The following is a 14,154-nucleotide window of genomic DNA, read 5'->3' as shown; positions in this document are numbered from 1 at the left end:
GACATGTCGCCTAGCTGGCGAGTCTGGACAGGTCGGCGACGCGGTTCATGGCATCGTGCAGGCTCTTGAGCAAGCCCTGCCGGTTCAGGCGCAAGTCCATCTCTTCGGCGTTGACCATCACGCCGTCGAAAAAGGCATCGACCGGCGCACGCAGCGCGGCCAGCGTCTGCAGCGAAGCGGTGTAGTCGCCGGCCTCGAACTGGGTGTTGGCCTTGGGTGCCACCTCTTTCATGGCGGCGTACAGGGCGACTTCAGCGGGCTCCTGGAGCAGCACCTCGCTGACATGGGCATCGACGTCGCCAGCCTTCTTGAGGATGTTGGCGATGCGTTTGTTGGCGGCGGCCAGGGCCGGGGCTTCGGGCAGCGCGGCGAAGGCGCGCACGGCCGACAGACGTTTGGCGACATCGCCGAGGCGCTGGGGTTGAAGCGCCAGCACGGCATCAACCTCCTGCGCGCTGAAGCCCTGTTCGCGCAGCGAACCGGCCAGGCGGTCGTAAATAAAATCGACCAATGCGGTGGAAGCGTTGGTGATCTTGTCTCCAAAGACCGGCATCGCGTCCTCGACCAGTTCGGCCAGCTTCAGAGGCAGGTCTTTCTCGACCAGCATGCGGATCACGCCCAGTGCGTGGCGCCGCAACGCAAACGGGTCCTTGTCACCGGTCGGCACATTGCCGATGCCGAACATGCCCACCAGGGTTTCGAGCTTGTCGGCCAGCGTCACGATCACGCCGATGGTGTTGCGCGGCAGCTCGTCGCCGGCAAAACGCGGTTTGTAGTGATCTTCAATCGCGTCGGCCACGTCCTGGCTCAGGCCATCGTTGAGCGCGTAATAACGGCCCATGATGCCCTGCAACTCGGGGAATTCGCCCACCATGTCGGTCACCAGATCGGTCTTGGCCAGTTCGGCAGCGCGCTGCACGTCGGCCACATCGGCACCCAGCCGATTGGCAATCGTTTCGGCAATCGCGCGCACGCGTTTGACGCGTTCACCCTGGGAGCCCAGCTTGTTGTGATAAACCACCTTGTCCAGCCCCGCCACGCGCGAGGCCAGCGTCTTCTTGCGGTCCTGGTCAAAAAAGAACTTGGCGTCGGCCAGGCGTGGCCGCACCACGCGTTCGTTGCCGCCGATCACCGCGCTCGCGTCATCCGGGCTGATGTTGCTGACCACCAGAAATTTGTTGGTGAGCTTGCCCTTCGCGTCGACCAGCGGGAAATATTTCTGGTTGGCCTTCATCGTGAGGATCAGGCACTCCTGCGGCACGTCGAGGAATTGCGACTCGAACGCACACACCAGCACATTGGGGTGCTCGACCAGCCCGGTCACCTCGCTCAGCAGGTCCTCGTCCATCAGCACCTCGTAGCCCGGACCCAGACGCTCGGCCGCCTGCGCGAGTTGCTGCACGATGGCAAAACGGCGGTCGTTGAAGCTGGCAATCACCGCGCCGTCGCCCAGCAGGGTCTGGGCGTATGCGTCGGCATCCTTGATCACCACCGGCGACACTCTGGCTTCAAAGCGGTGGCCCTGCGTGGTGTTGCCCGCCTTCAGGCCCAGCGCCGTGACCGGTACCACCGTGCTGCCGTGCAGCGCCACCAGGCCGTGCGCCGGACGCACGAAGTTCACGCTGCTCCAGCCGGGCAAGGCGCAGTCGGTCTCGAGCTGGTAACTCATGACCTTGGGAATCGGCAGCTTCGCGATGGCTTCTTCGAGCGCTTTCTGCAGGCCGGTATCCAGCGCAGCACCCGTCACCAGGCTGTCGTAGAACAGCGCCTCGGCCTTGCCGTCGGGCGCGCGCTTGAGGGCGGCCACGGCCACGGCCGGGTCGGACACGTCAGCACCGAGGGCCTGCAGCTTTTTCAGCAACGCAGGCGTGGCGTTGCCGGAAGCGTCCAGCCCCACCGAGACCGGCATGAGTTTTTGCTGCACCGCCTTGTCGGCGGCCTTGCGCCAGACATGCGTGACATGCGCAGCCAGGCGGCGCGGCGAGGCATACGCCGTCACCACCGAGACGTCGGCGCTGGCCAGGCCCTGGGCCTTGAGCTGCTCGAACAAGACGCCGGCAAAGGCATCGCCCAGTTTTTTGAGCGCCTTGGGCGGCAGCTCTTCCACAAACAGTTCGACCAGAAGGTTTTGCGTTGTCATGGTTATGCGGCCTTCTTCGTCATCTGTTCCACCCACTCGCGCGGCGCCATCGGAAAGCCCAGGCGCTCTCTGGATTCGTAATAACTCTGCGCGACGGCGCGCGCCAGGTTGCGGATGCGGCCGATGTAGGCGGCGCGTTCGGTCACGCTGATGGCGCCACGCGCATCCAGCAGGTTGAAGCTGTGCGCGGCCTTGAGCACCTGCTCGTAGGCCGGCAACGCCAGCTGCACGTCGATCAGGTGTTTGGCCTGCTTCTCGTACGCGGTGAAGGCGGTGAACAGGAAATCGGCGTCGCTGTGTTCAAAGTTGTAGGCCGACTGTTCCTTTTCGTTTTGCAGGTAGACGTCGCCATAACTCATGCTGTCTGTCCACTGCAGGTTGTAGACGTTGTCCACCCCCTGCAGGTACATGGCCAGACGCTCCAGGCCGTAGGTGATCTCGCCGGTGATGGGCCGGCAGTCGATGCCGCCGACCTGCTGGAAGTAGGTGAACTGCGTGACTTCCATGCCGTTGAGCCAGACCTCCCAGCCCAGGCCCCAGGCGCCCAGCGTCGGATTCTCCCAATCGTCTTCCACGAAGCGGATGTCGTTTTTCTTCAGGTCAAACCCCAGCGCCTCGAGCGAGCCGAGGTAGAGCGCCAGGATGTTGCTGGGCGCGGGCTTGAGCACGACCTGGTACTGGTAGTAGTGCTGCAGGCGGTTCGGGTTCTCGCCGTAACGGCCGTCCTTCGGCCGGCGGCTCGGCTGCACATAGGCGGCCTTCCACGGCTCCGGGCCCAGCGCTCTTAAAAACGTAGCAGTGTGCGACGTCCCGGCGCCCACTTCCATGTCATAAGGCTGCAACAGTGCGCAGCCCTGGGCATCCCAGTAGGACTGGAGCTTCAAGATGATTTGCTGAAAGGTCAACATAAATAGGGTGTGCGGCGACGCAGGGCCGCGGGTAAGGGACCGCACGGGCCTGAACCCGCGAAAACCCTTGATTTTACGGAGCTTTCACCGGGTTACCCTGAGACACAAGGAAAGTGTCATGACAACCCAACAATGGATTTTGAGCCTGGTGCTGGCCACCATGGTGTTTTCGGTCGCGCTGGAGCTCAAGGTGAGCGACTTCAGGCGCGTCGCGCAAACGCCCAAGGCGGTGGTCTGCGGGCTGATCCCGCAGTTCATCCTGCTGCCCGTGGGCACCTGGCTGGCCACCCTGGCGCTGGACCTGCCACCCAACGTCGAGGCCGCGATGATCCTGGTGGCGGCCTGCCCCGGCGGCAGCCTGAGCAACGTGGTCACCCACCTGGGCCGCGGCAACACGGCGCTGTCGGTCAGCGTGTCAGCCGTGGCCAGCATCATTGCGCTGGTTGCCACACCCTTCAACTTCAGCTGGATGGTGGCGGCCAACCCGGCCACGGCCGGCTGGCTCAAGACCCTGGACATCGACCCCTCGGGCATCTGGATCAGCCTGTTTTTGCTGCTGGCCCTGCCTATGGCCTTGGGCCTGGTGTTCTCGCACCAGTTGCCTGCGCTGACGGCGCGTATCCAGAAGCCGCTGGGCAACTTTTCGCTGCTGGCACTGCTGGCCTTCATCGTGCTGGGGCTGATCAAGGAGCGCCAGCTGCTGACGCTGGGCCTGCTGCCCATGCTGGCCATCGTGATCGCGCACAACGCCAGCGGCCTGTTGTTCGGCTGGGCCACCAGCAAGGCCATGGGCGTGAGCGAACGCGACCGCCGCGCCGTGATGATCGAGGGCGGCATGCAGAACTCGGGCCTGGCCCTGGGCATCATTGCCGTGCAGTTCAATTCGGACCTCGGCATGGTCCTCATTGCCAGCCTGTGGGGCATGTGGCACATCGTCAGCGGCCTGTCGCTGGCCTACTTCTGGAGGAAAAAAGATGCTCGACTTGCTCATTAAAGGCGGCACCGTGATCGACGGCAGCGGCGCCGCGCCCTTTGTGGCCGACGTCGGCGTGCAGGATGGCCGCATCGTGGCCATCGGCCCCATCACCACGGCGGCGCGCGACACGGTGGACGCCAGCGGCGCCTGGGTCACGCCGGGCTTTGTGGACATCCACACCCATTACGACGGGCAGGCCACCTGGGACGAGACCTTCAGCCCCAGCATCCACCACGGCGTGACGACCGTGGTCATGGGCAACTGCGGCGTCGGTTTCGCGCCGCTGCGACCGGGCAGCGAGGACCGCCTGATCAAGCTGATGGAGGGCGTGGAAGACATCCCCGGCGTGGCCCTGACCGAAGGCGTGAAATTTTCATGGGAGAGTTTTGGCGACTACATGAACGCGCTCGACGCCATGCCACACAGCCTGGACTTCATGGCCATGGTGCCGCACGACCCGCTGCGCATGCTGGTGATGGGCGAACGCGCCGAGGCACGTGAAGCTGCCAACGAGCAAGACATTGCCGCCATGCGCGGCCACCTGCGCACGGCGTTGGCCGCCGGAGCGGTGGGTTTTTCCACCGGCCGCTCGGACAACCATCGCACGGCCGAGGGGCATGACACGCCGGCCTCGATTGCCAGCGCGGCCGAGCTGACCGGCATTGCCCGCGCCTTTGAAGGACTGAGCCACGGCGTGGTGCAGGTGGTCAGCGATTTCGACCTGATGCAGGGACCGCAGAACTTCGATGCCGAGTTCGACCTGGTCGAGCAGCTGGCAGCGGCCAGCGGGCGACCACTCTCGATGAGCTGGCTGCAGCGCGACCCTGGCGGCGAGCAGTACCTGGCCATGCAGGCCCGCGTGGAAGCGGCCGTGGCGCGCGGCCTGCCGCTGTACCTGCAGACCGCCGCGCGCGGCATCGGCGTCATCAACGGGCTGGACGCGAGTTTTCACCCCTTCATGGGGTTTCCCGGCTACAAGGAAATTGCTACGCTTTCAGTAGCAGACCGCGCAGCCGCCATGAGGGAACCAGCACGAAAATCCCGCATACTGAGCGAGAAGTCCGAACGCCTGGCGGGCGACGGCACACCGATCCCTCCGCTGGTGGACATGCTGCTGGCACGGATCGAAATGATCGCCGGGCGCATGTTCCCGCTGGACGCCGCGCTCAACTATGAACCCAACGTGATGCAGAGTTTTCTGGTGCGCGCCAAACAGCGCGGCGTCACCGCGCTGGAGGCGCTGTACGACTACTTCAGCGAAGGCGACGGCAGCCAACTCGTCTACTTCCCGATCTTCAACTACAACCAGGGCTCGCTCGACACCGTGCGCCAGATGCTGGGCCACCCGCGCGCGCTGTTCGGCCTGGGCGATGCCGGCGCGCATGTGGGTACCGTGTGCGACGCGAGTTTTTCCACCTTCATGCTCACGCACTGGGTGCAGGGCCGGGCGCAAGGCCGCCTGCCGCTGGAGCAGGCGGTGGAAATGATGAGCTCGCGCAATGCGCGCTACCTGGGGCTGGGCGACCGCGGGTTGCTGGCGCCCGGCCTGCGTGCCGACATCAACGTCATCGACCCCTCGCGATTGAGCGTCGGCCTGCCGCAGCTGGTGCGCGATCTGCCCGCCGGCGGCAAACGTTTTCTGCAAAAGGCGCAGGGTTACCTCGGCACTTGGGTCGCGGGCGAATGTGTGGCCCGCGAGGGCGAGGTCACGGCCGCGCGGCCGGGCCGGCTCGTGCGTTCAGGCCAGGGAACGGCCTGAACGCAGGCGAAAGGCCAGCGCCAGCCCCGCCACACCCAGGCCCAGGGTCCACAGCGGCCACAGGCCGTAACGCGACACCCACCAGGCGTAAGGCGTAATGCCGTTGCGGCCTTCCACCTCGCCGACCAGCACACCGCGCGTGTGGCGCGGCAGTTCGTGGGTGACCTTGCCGCGGTGGTCGATGATCACCGTGGCGCCGGTGTTGGTGGCGCGCAGCATGGGCCGCTCGAACTCCAGCGCCCGCATGCGCGAGATGGCCAAGTGCTGGTCGATGGCGATGGTGTTGCCGAACCAGCCGATGTTGCTGAGGTTGACGAGCACCGTGGGCGCCGTGGCTGCGTTGGTGAAACTGACGCCCAGCTCTTCGCCAAACAGGTCTTCGTAGCAGATGTTGGGCGCCAGCCGCTGGCCCTGCCAGTCAAACGAAGGCTGGCCCAGCGGGCCGCGCTTGAAGTCGCCGAGCGGGATGTTCATGAGGTTGATGAACCAGCGAAAGCCCGGCGGGACAAACTCGCCAAAGGGCACCAGGTGGTGCTTGTCGAAACGGAAGGCCTGGGCCTCCCCCGGCTTGAGCCCCACCGCCGAATTGGCGTAACCCGCGCTGTAGCTGCCCAGCGGCATGCCGATCAGCGCCGCCTGCTGGCCCGAGGCAAAACGTGCCTGCACGGCGCGCCAGTAACCGTCGGGCAGTTGCTGCGGCAGCAGGGGAAGCGAAGTTTCCGGCGCCACCACCAGCGCGGTTTTAGCGCCCTGCAGCTGCTCGCCGTACCAGCGCAGCGCCGTGGGCAGACCGGTGCCGGGCTGGAATTTTTCATCCTGGGGAATGTTGCCCTGGAGCAGCGTCACCTGCAGGCTGCCGGCCGAGGTGGAGGTCTGCTTTCCCGCCGCCAGCGCCCCCGCCACGATCAGCGCCACCAACACCGGGAACACGGCCAGCTGGCGCCGTGACCGGCCCAGGCCGGCCAGGCTGGCAGCCAAGAAAGCGGCCAGGAAGGTGATGCCGTGCACCCCGATCCAGCGCGCATAACCGTCCAGCCAGCCGTCCAGGTGCGCGTAACCGGCCGCGCCCCACGGAAAGCCGGTGAAAAACTCCACCCGGGCCAGCTCGGCCAGCAGCCAGAGAGCCGCAAAAACAATCGCCCGGCGCGTTCGCCCTGCGGGGGCCAGGGAGACGTAGGCCGCGCAGGCCACGGCGTAATAGGTGGCCAAAAAAATCGCCAGACCGCCCACGGCCAGCACCGTCAGCGGCGCGGCCAGGCCGCCGTACACATGCAGCGAGATGAACAGCCACCAGAAAATGCCGCACAGCCAGGCGCCGCCAAACAGCCAGCCCAGCAGCAGCCCCTGCTTGAAGCGGGCGCAACGGTCCAGCGAGCGGACCAGCGCGGCAAGGGCCAGCAGCTGCAGCCACCAGACCGGCTGGCCCTGCGCCAATCCAGAAGAAAAAGGCCACGCAACGCTCAAGGCGTGGGCGCAGCCAGCTATTAAAACAATAGCAATGTCGAGAAAGGAAAGGCCCCGGCGCGCTTGCGGGTGCCCGATATGCTCCAGCAGGGCTGGCAGCGTCGGCAGCACCGAGATCATGCTGTGGAGCGAGTTCCGTGCCATCCGTTGCTTCTGCCCGCCGCGCCTCAGGTGCCCGTGGCGACGGGCGAAACCTTGAACCAGCGCACGGCGCCCCCTTTGGTGTGCAGCACGGTGAACTGCAGGCCGGCCAGCGCGTAGAGTTCGCCGCGTTTGGGCACATGGCCCATCTCGTGAGCCACCAGACCGCCTATGGTTTCGAAGTCGGTTTCGGGCAGCAGCACACCAAAGGCCTCGTTCACACGCTCGATCGAGGTGTCGCCGCTGACGCGGTAGGTGTGGTCGGTCAGGCCGAAGATGTCGCCCTCGTCCTCGGCGATGTCGAACTCGTCCTCGATCTCGCCGACGATCTGCTCGAGCACGTCTTCAATCGTGATGAGTCCGGCGACCCGGCCAAACTCGTCGATGACGATGGCCAGGTGGTTGCGGTTGCCACGGAATTCGCGCAGCAGGTCGTTCAGGCCCTTGCTCTCGGGCACAAACACCGCCGGCCGCAGCAGCGCGCGGATGTTGAGTTCGGGCGCACGCTGCAGCTTGAGCAGGTCCTTGGCCATCAGAATGCCAATGATGTTTTCTTTTTCGTTTTCGTAAACGGGAAAACGCGAGTGAGCGGTGTCGATCACCAGGTGCAGCAACTCGTCAAACGGCGCATCGATGTTGATGACGTCCATGCGGGGCGTTGCCACCATCACGTCGCCGGCCGTCATGTCGGCCATGCGGATCACGCCTTCGAGCATTTCCCGGCTTTGCGCGCCGATGACATCGTTGTCCTGCGCCTCGACCAGGGTTTCAATCAGCTCGTCTTTGGAATCGGGCCCGGGGTGAAGCATTTCAGCCAGCTTCTGGAGGAAGCCACGTTTGTCTTCGGGCTTGGGCGGTCTACTGGGAGGGGTGTCGGACACGGAGGTGTTCGGTAGTTGGCAAGTTGCCAAGGATAACGTAATTCAATCAGGCGATGCAGCCGCTCGGGCGCATCCTTCGACAGGCTCAGGATGAACGGGTTAACAGGGCGGCCGTGAAGGCATCTATGTTCAAGCAGGGGGTCGCGGGACTGGCTTTGCCAGACCGCAGGCCCAGCGCCCCGGCGGGAGGCAGAGAGCTACACGCAGTGAGCGACCGTGGGGGCCACACTCACATCGGCCTGCGCTCGCGGCTGTCACGCACGCCCTGCCGCACCTCCTGGACCACGGCCAGGATGTCCCAGAACTGCTTGGCCTGGACTTTCAGGCGGTAGTCGGTCTGGGCGATCTGCTCCTCGACCATCTCGGTCATGCGCGAGTCCAGGTCGGCCGGTGGCAGCTTGAGGTAGGCCTCGCTTTCCGAGCCGTCACGCTCGATCACGGCGCCGGCCTTGCGGGCGATGTTGAGCATGGCGGTGTTTTCACTGAGCGCGTGGATGAACATCATGCTCACCCCCTCATTGCGTGAATGGATCACGGCGCGGTCGAACAGGCGCGCGCCGTAGCCGCGCCCGCGTGCGTGCTTGAGCACCGAGACGCCAAACTCCGCGCAGCTTTTCAACTCCGGGTCGATCGACAGCGCCAGGTGCGCCATGGCGATCAGCTCGAGCTTGCGGTTGTAGATGCCGAAAATCTCGTCGCGCTCAAAGTTCAGGCCGGCCACGTAACGGCGGATCTGCTCGTCGCTGGCGGCGTAACCAAACCGCAGGTAACGGTCATGCGGATCCAGCGCCAGCAGATGTTTTTCGATGCGTTCGCCGTGGGTGGGACCGATGGAGCGGATGGGCACCAGCACAGGCGGCCTGTGCGGCGCGCGCGTTGCATCGTCCACCGGTGGGCGGAAAAACTCCTTGCCCGCAGAAAGGGACGCCTTGATCAATGTGCCGGGGGTAACCATGGGTTCAATATAAGGGTTTTCCCTAGAATGTCCAGCCCTGAAGGCTATTTAATCCGACAGACCGGGGGAGTCGCTCAAGTTTATAGTCAAAAAGGCTTTTTGCCCTTTAGAAATGGGCGCCAGCAGCTATGAATACGGTAGCAATTTCCCCCGCCAGGCGCCTGCCGAACCGGCATGAATCGACATCGAAAGGGGGGCCAACCCCTAAATCAGCCCCTGACCTGGCCCGCTTTGGCGACCCCGCATCAAACCGGCACCGCCGTGGTCGACTTCACGCGGTCCAGCACAAAACTGGTCTTGCAGTCCTGCACGCTGGGGTGTTTGAGCAGCGTGTCCATGATGAAGCGGCTGTAGTGGCCCATGTCGGCCACCACCACACGCAGCAGGTAATCCATCTCGCCGGTCAGCGCCGCACATTCCACCACCTCGGGCCAGGTCTGCACACTCGCGCGAAACAGGTCCATGGGGTTGCGCTTGTGCGATTCCGTGTGTTTTTCCAGCCGCACGTTGATGTAGGCGGTCAGCCCCAGCCCGACCGACTCGGGCTTGACCAGCGCCACATAGCGGTCGATCACGCCGCTTTCCTCCAGCCGCTTGACCCGCCGCAGCACGGCGCTGGGCGACAGGCTGACCTGCTCGGCGATCAGCTCGTAAGTCGCCCGTCCGTCGGCTTGAAGGCTGCGCAGTATGAGCTTGTCCAGCTTGTCGAGTGCTTCCATGACTCGTATTATGCAGGTTTGATGCGTGCTTATGAAGTTTGGCGCCGTGTTTTGCATAAAAATTGATGCGCGCCGCGTTTAAAGTGGATGTGCCGCTATTTTTCTGAACCGCATGGAGACACGCATGAACGCCGCCATTACCCAACCCGCCCCTTCTTCAGCGCCGCCCGCCGCAGCTGCCTGGGACAACCCCATGGGCACGGACGGCTTCGAGTTCATTGAATACGCCGCGCCGGAGCCGGCCGCCATGGGCGCCTTGTTCGAGCGCATGGGCTTCAAGCCGATTGCCAAACACCGCCACAAAAACGTGACGCTGTACCGCCAGGGCGGCATCAACTTCATCATCAACGCCGAGCCCGACTCCTTTGCCCAGCGTTTTGCGCGCCAGCACGGCCCCAGCGTCTGCGCCATCGCCTTCCGCGTGCAGGACGCCAAAGCCGCCTACGAACGCGCCATTTCCCTGGGCGCCTGGGGTTATGCCCACACCGCCGGCCCCGGCGAGCTGAACATCCCGGCGATCAAGGGCATTGGCGACTCCATCATCTATTTCATCGACCGCTGGCGCGGCAAAAACGGCGCCAGGGAAGGCGACATCGGCAACATCGGTTTCTTTGATGTGGACTTCGAACCCCTGCCGGGTGCGGAACTCAACCCGGTCGGCCATGGGCTGACCTACATCGACCACCTCACGCACAACGTGCACCGCGGCCGCATGGCCGAGTGGTCGGGCTTTTACGAGCGCCTGTTCAACTTCCGTGAGGTGCGTTACTTCGACATCGAAGGCCAGGCCACCGGCGTCAAGAGCAAGGCCATGACCAGCCCCTGCGGCAAGATCCGCATCCCGATCAACGAGGAAGGCAATGAAAAAGCCGGCCAGATCCAGGAGTACCTGGACCGCTACCAGGGTGAAGGCATCCAGCACATTGCGATGGGCTCGGACAACCTGTACGCCACGGTGGATGCGCTGCAGCTGAGCGGCATCAAGCTGCTCAACACCAGCGAGACCTACTACGAGCTGCTCGACAAACGCATTCCGGGCCACGGCGAAAACGTAGCCGAGCTGAGAGCGCGCAACATCCTGGTGGACGGCACGCCCGGCGAGCTGCTGCTGCAGATCTTCAGCGAAAACCAGCTCGGCCCGATCTTCTTCGAGTTCATCCAGCGCAAGGGCAACCAGGGTTTTGGCGAAGGCAACTTCAAGGCGCTGTTTGAAACCATGGAGCTGGACCAGATGCGCCGCGGCGTGCTGCAGACAGCCTGACAACCACCATGTCACACGCAGCGATCAGCGGTGACGCAGCCCGCGCCGAGAAGGGCCGCCCCGAGCAAGCGACGGCCCCCTCGGGGGGCAGCGAACCACACGCAGTGGGGAGCGTGGGGGCTGCTCCACCGGTTGTTTACGGCGCCAGCGAGCGCCCGCCGCGCGGCGATTACACGCGCGCCGGCGCAGACTACACCTGCCCGCAAAACTACGCGGCTTACACGGCAGCCGACCACGACACCTACCGGCGCCTGTACGCGCGCCAGGCCGCGCTGCTGCCGGGCCTGGCCTGCGACGAATTCATTGCTGCCCTGCCCTCGCTGGGTGCCAGCGACCACATTCCTCGTTTTGAGGACATCAACCAGCGCCTGCGCCAAGCCACCGGTTGGGAAATTGTCACGGTGCCCGGGCTGATCCCCGAGGTGCCCTTCTTCACGCTGCTGGCGAATCGCAAGTTTCCGGTGACCGACTGGATACGCAAGCCGGAAGAGTTCGACTACATCGTCGAGCCCGACGTCTTTCATGACCTGTTCGGCCATGTGCCGCTGCTGTTCAACCCCATTTTTGCCGACCACATGCAGGAATACGGCAAGGGCGGGCTCAAGGCGCACGGCCTGGGCGCCTGCGAACAACTGAGCCGGCTCTACTGGTACACCGTCGAGTTCGGCCTGATCCAGCAGAAAGGCGGCCTGCGCGCCTACGGTGCCGGCATCCTGAGTTCATCCGGCGAGCTGCAGCATGCGGTCCAAAGCCCAGAACCGCAGCGCCTGCCGCTGGACATTGAACGCGTGATGCGCACCCGCTACAAGATCGACAGCTACCAGCAGACCTACTTCGTCATCAACAGTTTCCAGGAGCTATTCGACAAAACCGCGCCGGATTTCACATCCATCTACCAGCGCCTCCAGGGCTTGCCCGACATCGCCACCGGAGCAAGGCCGGCTGAAGAAGAAGAAATCGTTCAACACTGAAACAACATCGCGGGGCGCAACAGGGGCGCCACAGCCATTGAATGGACGGCGGGACGGTTTCCTCCTACAAAATGAGGAGGTAAAATTTTGTTACACCGTCTACGATGAGGCTCCCGTTGATTGAACTACCTGCCAACATGACAAGAAGCACGAAAGTGTTGCTGGTCATGGACGTGGTGGAGTCGGTCAGGATCATGGAGCAGGACCAGGATGGCTTTGTACGGCGGTGGCAACAACTCGTGGAAGAAGCGGAGCAGAACGTGCTGCCGCTGCATGGCGGCCGCATCGTCAAAAGCCTGGGTGATGGCCTGATGCTCGAATTTTCCAACGCCCAAAGTTGCGTCAAAGCCGCCTTTGCCCTGCACAGTTTCACGCGGCAGGCCAATAGCGGCTTGCGGCCCGAGCATCAGATGCACCTGCGCATGGGCGGCCACCTCGCCAGCTTCGTGACCGACCAGCACGACATCTACGGCACCGACGTCAACCTGACCTCGCGCGTGAGCACGCTGGCCGGACCGGGGGAAATGGTGGTTTCCTCCGAGCTACGCGATGAACTCGCAGTCGGACTGGACGCCGACGTCGAAGACTTGGGTGACTGCCATCTCAAGCATGTTGAAAAGCCAGTGCGCGCCTATCGGGTCGGCCCTGTTGGCCACGCGCCCATTATTCCCGCACCCCATGCGTTGCCGCCCGACTTCCGACCGACCATCGCGGTCATCCCATTCGAAGCACGCAGCAACGAGCCAGAACATTTCGTTATCGGAGAACTCATTGCCGATGGAGTCATCGCGCAACTTTCGCGCAGCCCCGATATCCGCGTCATCTCTCGTCTGTCTACCACTGCGTTCAGAGGACGGGCCAGCGTCATGCAGGATGTGGAATCGCGATTGGGCGCTTCGTTTGTTCTGTCTGGTAGCTACATCGCTAGCGGCGGCAAGATTCTGATCATTGCCGAGTTAGCAGATGCGCGGACTACTCAAATCGTCTGGGCTGAACGTGTGTCCGGCGATACGGACGACTTGCTACAAGCCCAAAGTGAGTTACTTAACAGCTTGGCAGCGTCAACATCTCGCGCACTGATCGATGCTGAAATCCAGCAGTCTTTGGTGCAACCCATGCCACGGCTGGATAGCAGCTCGTTGCTGCTCGGTGGAATTTCGATGATGCACCGGTCCTCGGTCCGCGACTTCGACCGCAGCCGGCAGGCCCTTGATGCCCTGATAGAGAGGCATGGTCGAATAGCTACTCCGCGCGCCTGGCTGGCCAAGTGGTACATCATGCGCATCATCCGGGGGTTAAGCGATTCTCCGCACCGCGACACTCAGCTCGCCCTTGAGCAGACGAAGAAAGCCCTCGATAGCGAACCGGAAAATGCGTTGACGCTGGCAGTAGAAGGTTATGCGCATTGCCAACTTCTAGGTAATGTCGAGGAAACGAATTCTAGGTTGGCTCGCGCTATTCAAGCAAATCCAAACGAACCAATGGCTTGGTTATTCAAGAGCGTAGCTTCTTCTATGTGGGGTTCAGCACCAGACTCTGTGAATGAAGCGGAGTATGCGCGTGCACTTTCGCCGATAGACCCATTGGGGTACTACTTTGATCTGCTCACGGCTGCTGCGCTGTTAGCAGACAACGCACATGAACGTGCTATCGACTATGCGAAAAGGTCATTGAAATTGAATAGACATCACTCACCAACGCTACGCGTCCTATTGACGGCGCAGACGGAAGTTGGCCTCCTCGCGGAGGCAGGAGATACCTTGCGAGCACTACATAAAGAAGAGCCGCACCTGACTGTCTCCGCATATTTGTCAATGGGTAGCTCTAGCAGCGTGACGCGTCAACGTTGTGCTGCCGCGCTTCGCAAACTTGGCTTACCTGAAGAGTAATACCTCGATTCAACATGAAGAAAGAGAGAGAGAAATGAGTGCTTATGGTGGCGGATTCGGTGGCGGGTTTGGTGGCGGGTTCGGCGGGGG

General features: G+C 63.3%; 11 protein-coding genes. 5 read left to right on the top strand and 6 right to left on the bottom strand.

Annotated elements, in window-relative coordinates:
• Window positions 1–10: 10 nt before the first annotated feature.
• Complete coding sequence (glyS, locus tag B7G52_RS18215) at window positions 11–2,140, bottom strand: glycine--tRNA ligase subunit beta (RefSeq protein ID WP_096698946.1); 2,130 nt, start codon at window positions 2,138–2,140, stop codon at window positions 11–13.
• A gap of 2 nt (window positions 2,141–2,142) precedes the next feature.
• A complete protein-coding gene (gene glyQ, locus B7G52_RS18210) occupies window positions 2,143–3,048 on the bottom strand; it encodes a glycine--tRNA ligase subunit alpha (protein ID WP_096698945.1) in 906 nt (301 codons plus the stop codon).
• Window positions 3,049–3,166: 118 nt separating this feature from the next.
• Here glyQ and B7G52_RS18205 point away from each other — a divergent pair, with 118 nt between their 5' ends.
• Window positions 3,167–4,042, top strand: coding sequence for a bile acid:sodium symporter family protein (locus B7G52_RS18205; protein WP_096698944.1), 876 nt, complete (start codon window positions 3,167–3,169; stop codon window positions 4,040–4,042).
• The gene (locus tag B7G52_RS18200; protein WP_096698943.1) at window positions 4,023–5,783 is read left to right on the top strand and encodes an amidohydrolase family protein; all 1,761 of its coding nucleotides are present in this window, start codon (window positions 4,023–4,025) and stop codon (window positions 5,781–5,783) included. The genes B7G52_RS18205 and B7G52_RS18200 overlap by 20 nt, the downstream gene beginning before the upstream one ends.
• Here B7G52_RS18200 and lnt read toward each other — a convergent pair.
• From lnt to B7G52_RS18180, 4 genes are all read right to left on the bottom strand, one after another.
• Window positions 5,763–7,391 carry an apolipoprotein N-acyltransferase gene (gene lnt, locus B7G52_RS18195; protein ID WP_096698942.1) on the bottom strand — a complete coding sequence of 543 codons (1,629 nt, stop codon included), beginning with the start codon at window positions 7,389–7,391 and terminating at the stop codon, window positions 5,763–5,765. The genes B7G52_RS18200 and lnt overlap by 21 nt on opposite strands.
• A 23-nt stretch (window positions 7,392–7,414) precedes the next feature.
• The gene (locus tag B7G52_RS18190; RefSeq protein WP_370692371.1) at window positions 7,415–8,197 is read right to left on the bottom strand and encodes an HlyC/CorC family transporter; all 783 of its coding nucleotides are present in this window, start codon (window positions 8,195–8,197) and stop codon (window positions 7,415–7,417) included.
• A gap of 301 nt (window positions 8,198–8,498) precedes the next feature.
• Entirely contained in the window at window positions 8,499–9,224 is a 726-nt protein-coding gene (locus B7G52_RS18185) for a GNAT family N-acetyltransferase (protein ID WP_096698940.1), read from the bottom strand.
• Window positions 9,225–9,469: 245 nt separating this feature from the next.
• The gene (locus B7G52_RS18180) at window positions 9,470–9,943 is read right to left on the bottom strand and encodes an Lrp/AsnC family transcriptional regulator (RefSeq protein ID WP_096698939.1); all 474 of its coding nucleotides are present in this window, start codon (window positions 9,941–9,943) and stop codon (window positions 9,470–9,472) included.
• Window positions 9,944–10,067: 124 nt separating this feature from the next.
• On the opposite strand from B7G52_RS18180, the gene hppD reads away from it, so the two are divergent.
• The 3 genes from hppD to B7G52_RS18165 all read left to right on the top strand — a co-directional run bounded on the left by hppD (window position 10,068) and on the right by B7G52_RS18165 (window position 14,064).
• Window positions 10,068–11,204 (top strand): 4-hydroxyphenylpyruvate dioxygenase, encoded by a 1,137-nt coding sequence (hppD, locus tag B7G52_RS18175; protein WP_096698965.1) that lies wholly within the window; start codon window positions 10,068–10,070, stop codon window positions 11,202–11,204.
• 8 nt (window positions 11,205–11,212) lie between these two features.
• Window positions 11,213–12,175 carry a phenylalanine 4-monooxygenase gene (gene phhA / locus B7G52_RS18170; RefSeq protein WP_205853085.1) on the top strand — a complete coding sequence of 321 codons (963 nt, stop codon included), beginning with the start codon at window positions 11,213–11,215 and terminating at the stop codon, window positions 12,173–12,175.
• Between the two features lie 137 nt (window positions 12,176–12,312).
• The gene (locus B7G52_RS18165; protein ID WP_170954801.1) at window positions 12,313–14,064 is read left to right on the top strand and encodes an adenylate/guanylate cyclase domain-containing protein; all 1,752 of its coding nucleotides are present in this window, start codon (window positions 12,313–12,315) and stop codon (window positions 14,062–14,064) included.
• The last annotated feature ends 90 nt before the right edge of the window (window positions 14,065–14,154 follow it).

Source organism: Polaromonas sp. AER18D-145 (assembly GCF_002379095.1).
Classification (GTDB): domain Bacteria; phylum Pseudomonadota; class Gammaproteobacteria; order Burkholderiales; family Burkholderiaceae_C; genus Polaromonas.
This window is presented reverse-complemented; position numbering and strand designations above follow the sequence as displayed.

Coding starts and splice junctions, on each gene's coding strand:
- glyQ (WP_096698945.1), bottom strand. CDS start 3,048: ATGTTGACCTTTCAGCAAATCATCTTGAAGCTCCAGTCCTACTGGGAT.
- B7G52_RS18180 (WP_096698939.1), bottom strand. CDS start 9,943: ATGGAAGCACTCGACAAGCTGGACAAGCTCATACTGCGCAGCCTTCAA.
- B7G52_RS18185 (WP_096698940.1), bottom strand. CDS start 9,224: ATGGTTACCCCCGGCACATTGATCAAGGCGTCCCTTTCTGCGGGCAAG.
- B7G52_RS18205 (WP_096698944.1), top strand. CDS start 3,167: ATGACAACCCAACAATGGATTTTGAGCCTGGTGCTGGCCACCATGGTG.
- phhA (WP_205853085.1), top strand. CDS start 11,213: ATGTCACACGCAGCGATCAGCGGTGACGCAGCCCGCGCCGAGAAGGGC.
- hppD (WP_096698965.1), top strand. CDS start 10,068: ATGAACGCCGCCATTACCCAACCCGCCCCTTCTTCAGCGCCGCCCGCC.
- B7G52_RS18190 (WP_370692371.1), bottom strand. CDS start 8,197: ATGCTTCACCCCGGGCCCGATTCCAAAGACGAGCTGATTGAAACCCTG.
- glyS (WP_096698946.1), bottom strand. CDS start 2,140: ATGACAACGCAAAACCTTCTGGTCGAACTGTTTGTGGAAGAGCTGCCG.
- B7G52_RS18200 (WP_096698943.1), top strand. CDS start 4,023: ATGCTCGACTTGCTCATTAAAGGCGGCACCGTGATCGACGGCAGCGGC.
- B7G52_RS18165 (WP_170954801.1), top strand. CDS start 12,313: ATGACAAGAAGCACGAAAGTGTTGCTGGTCATGGACGTGGTGGAGTCG.
- lnt (WP_096698942.1), bottom strand. CDS start 7,391: ATGGCACGGAACTCGCTCCACAGCATGATCTCGGTGCTGCCGACGCTG.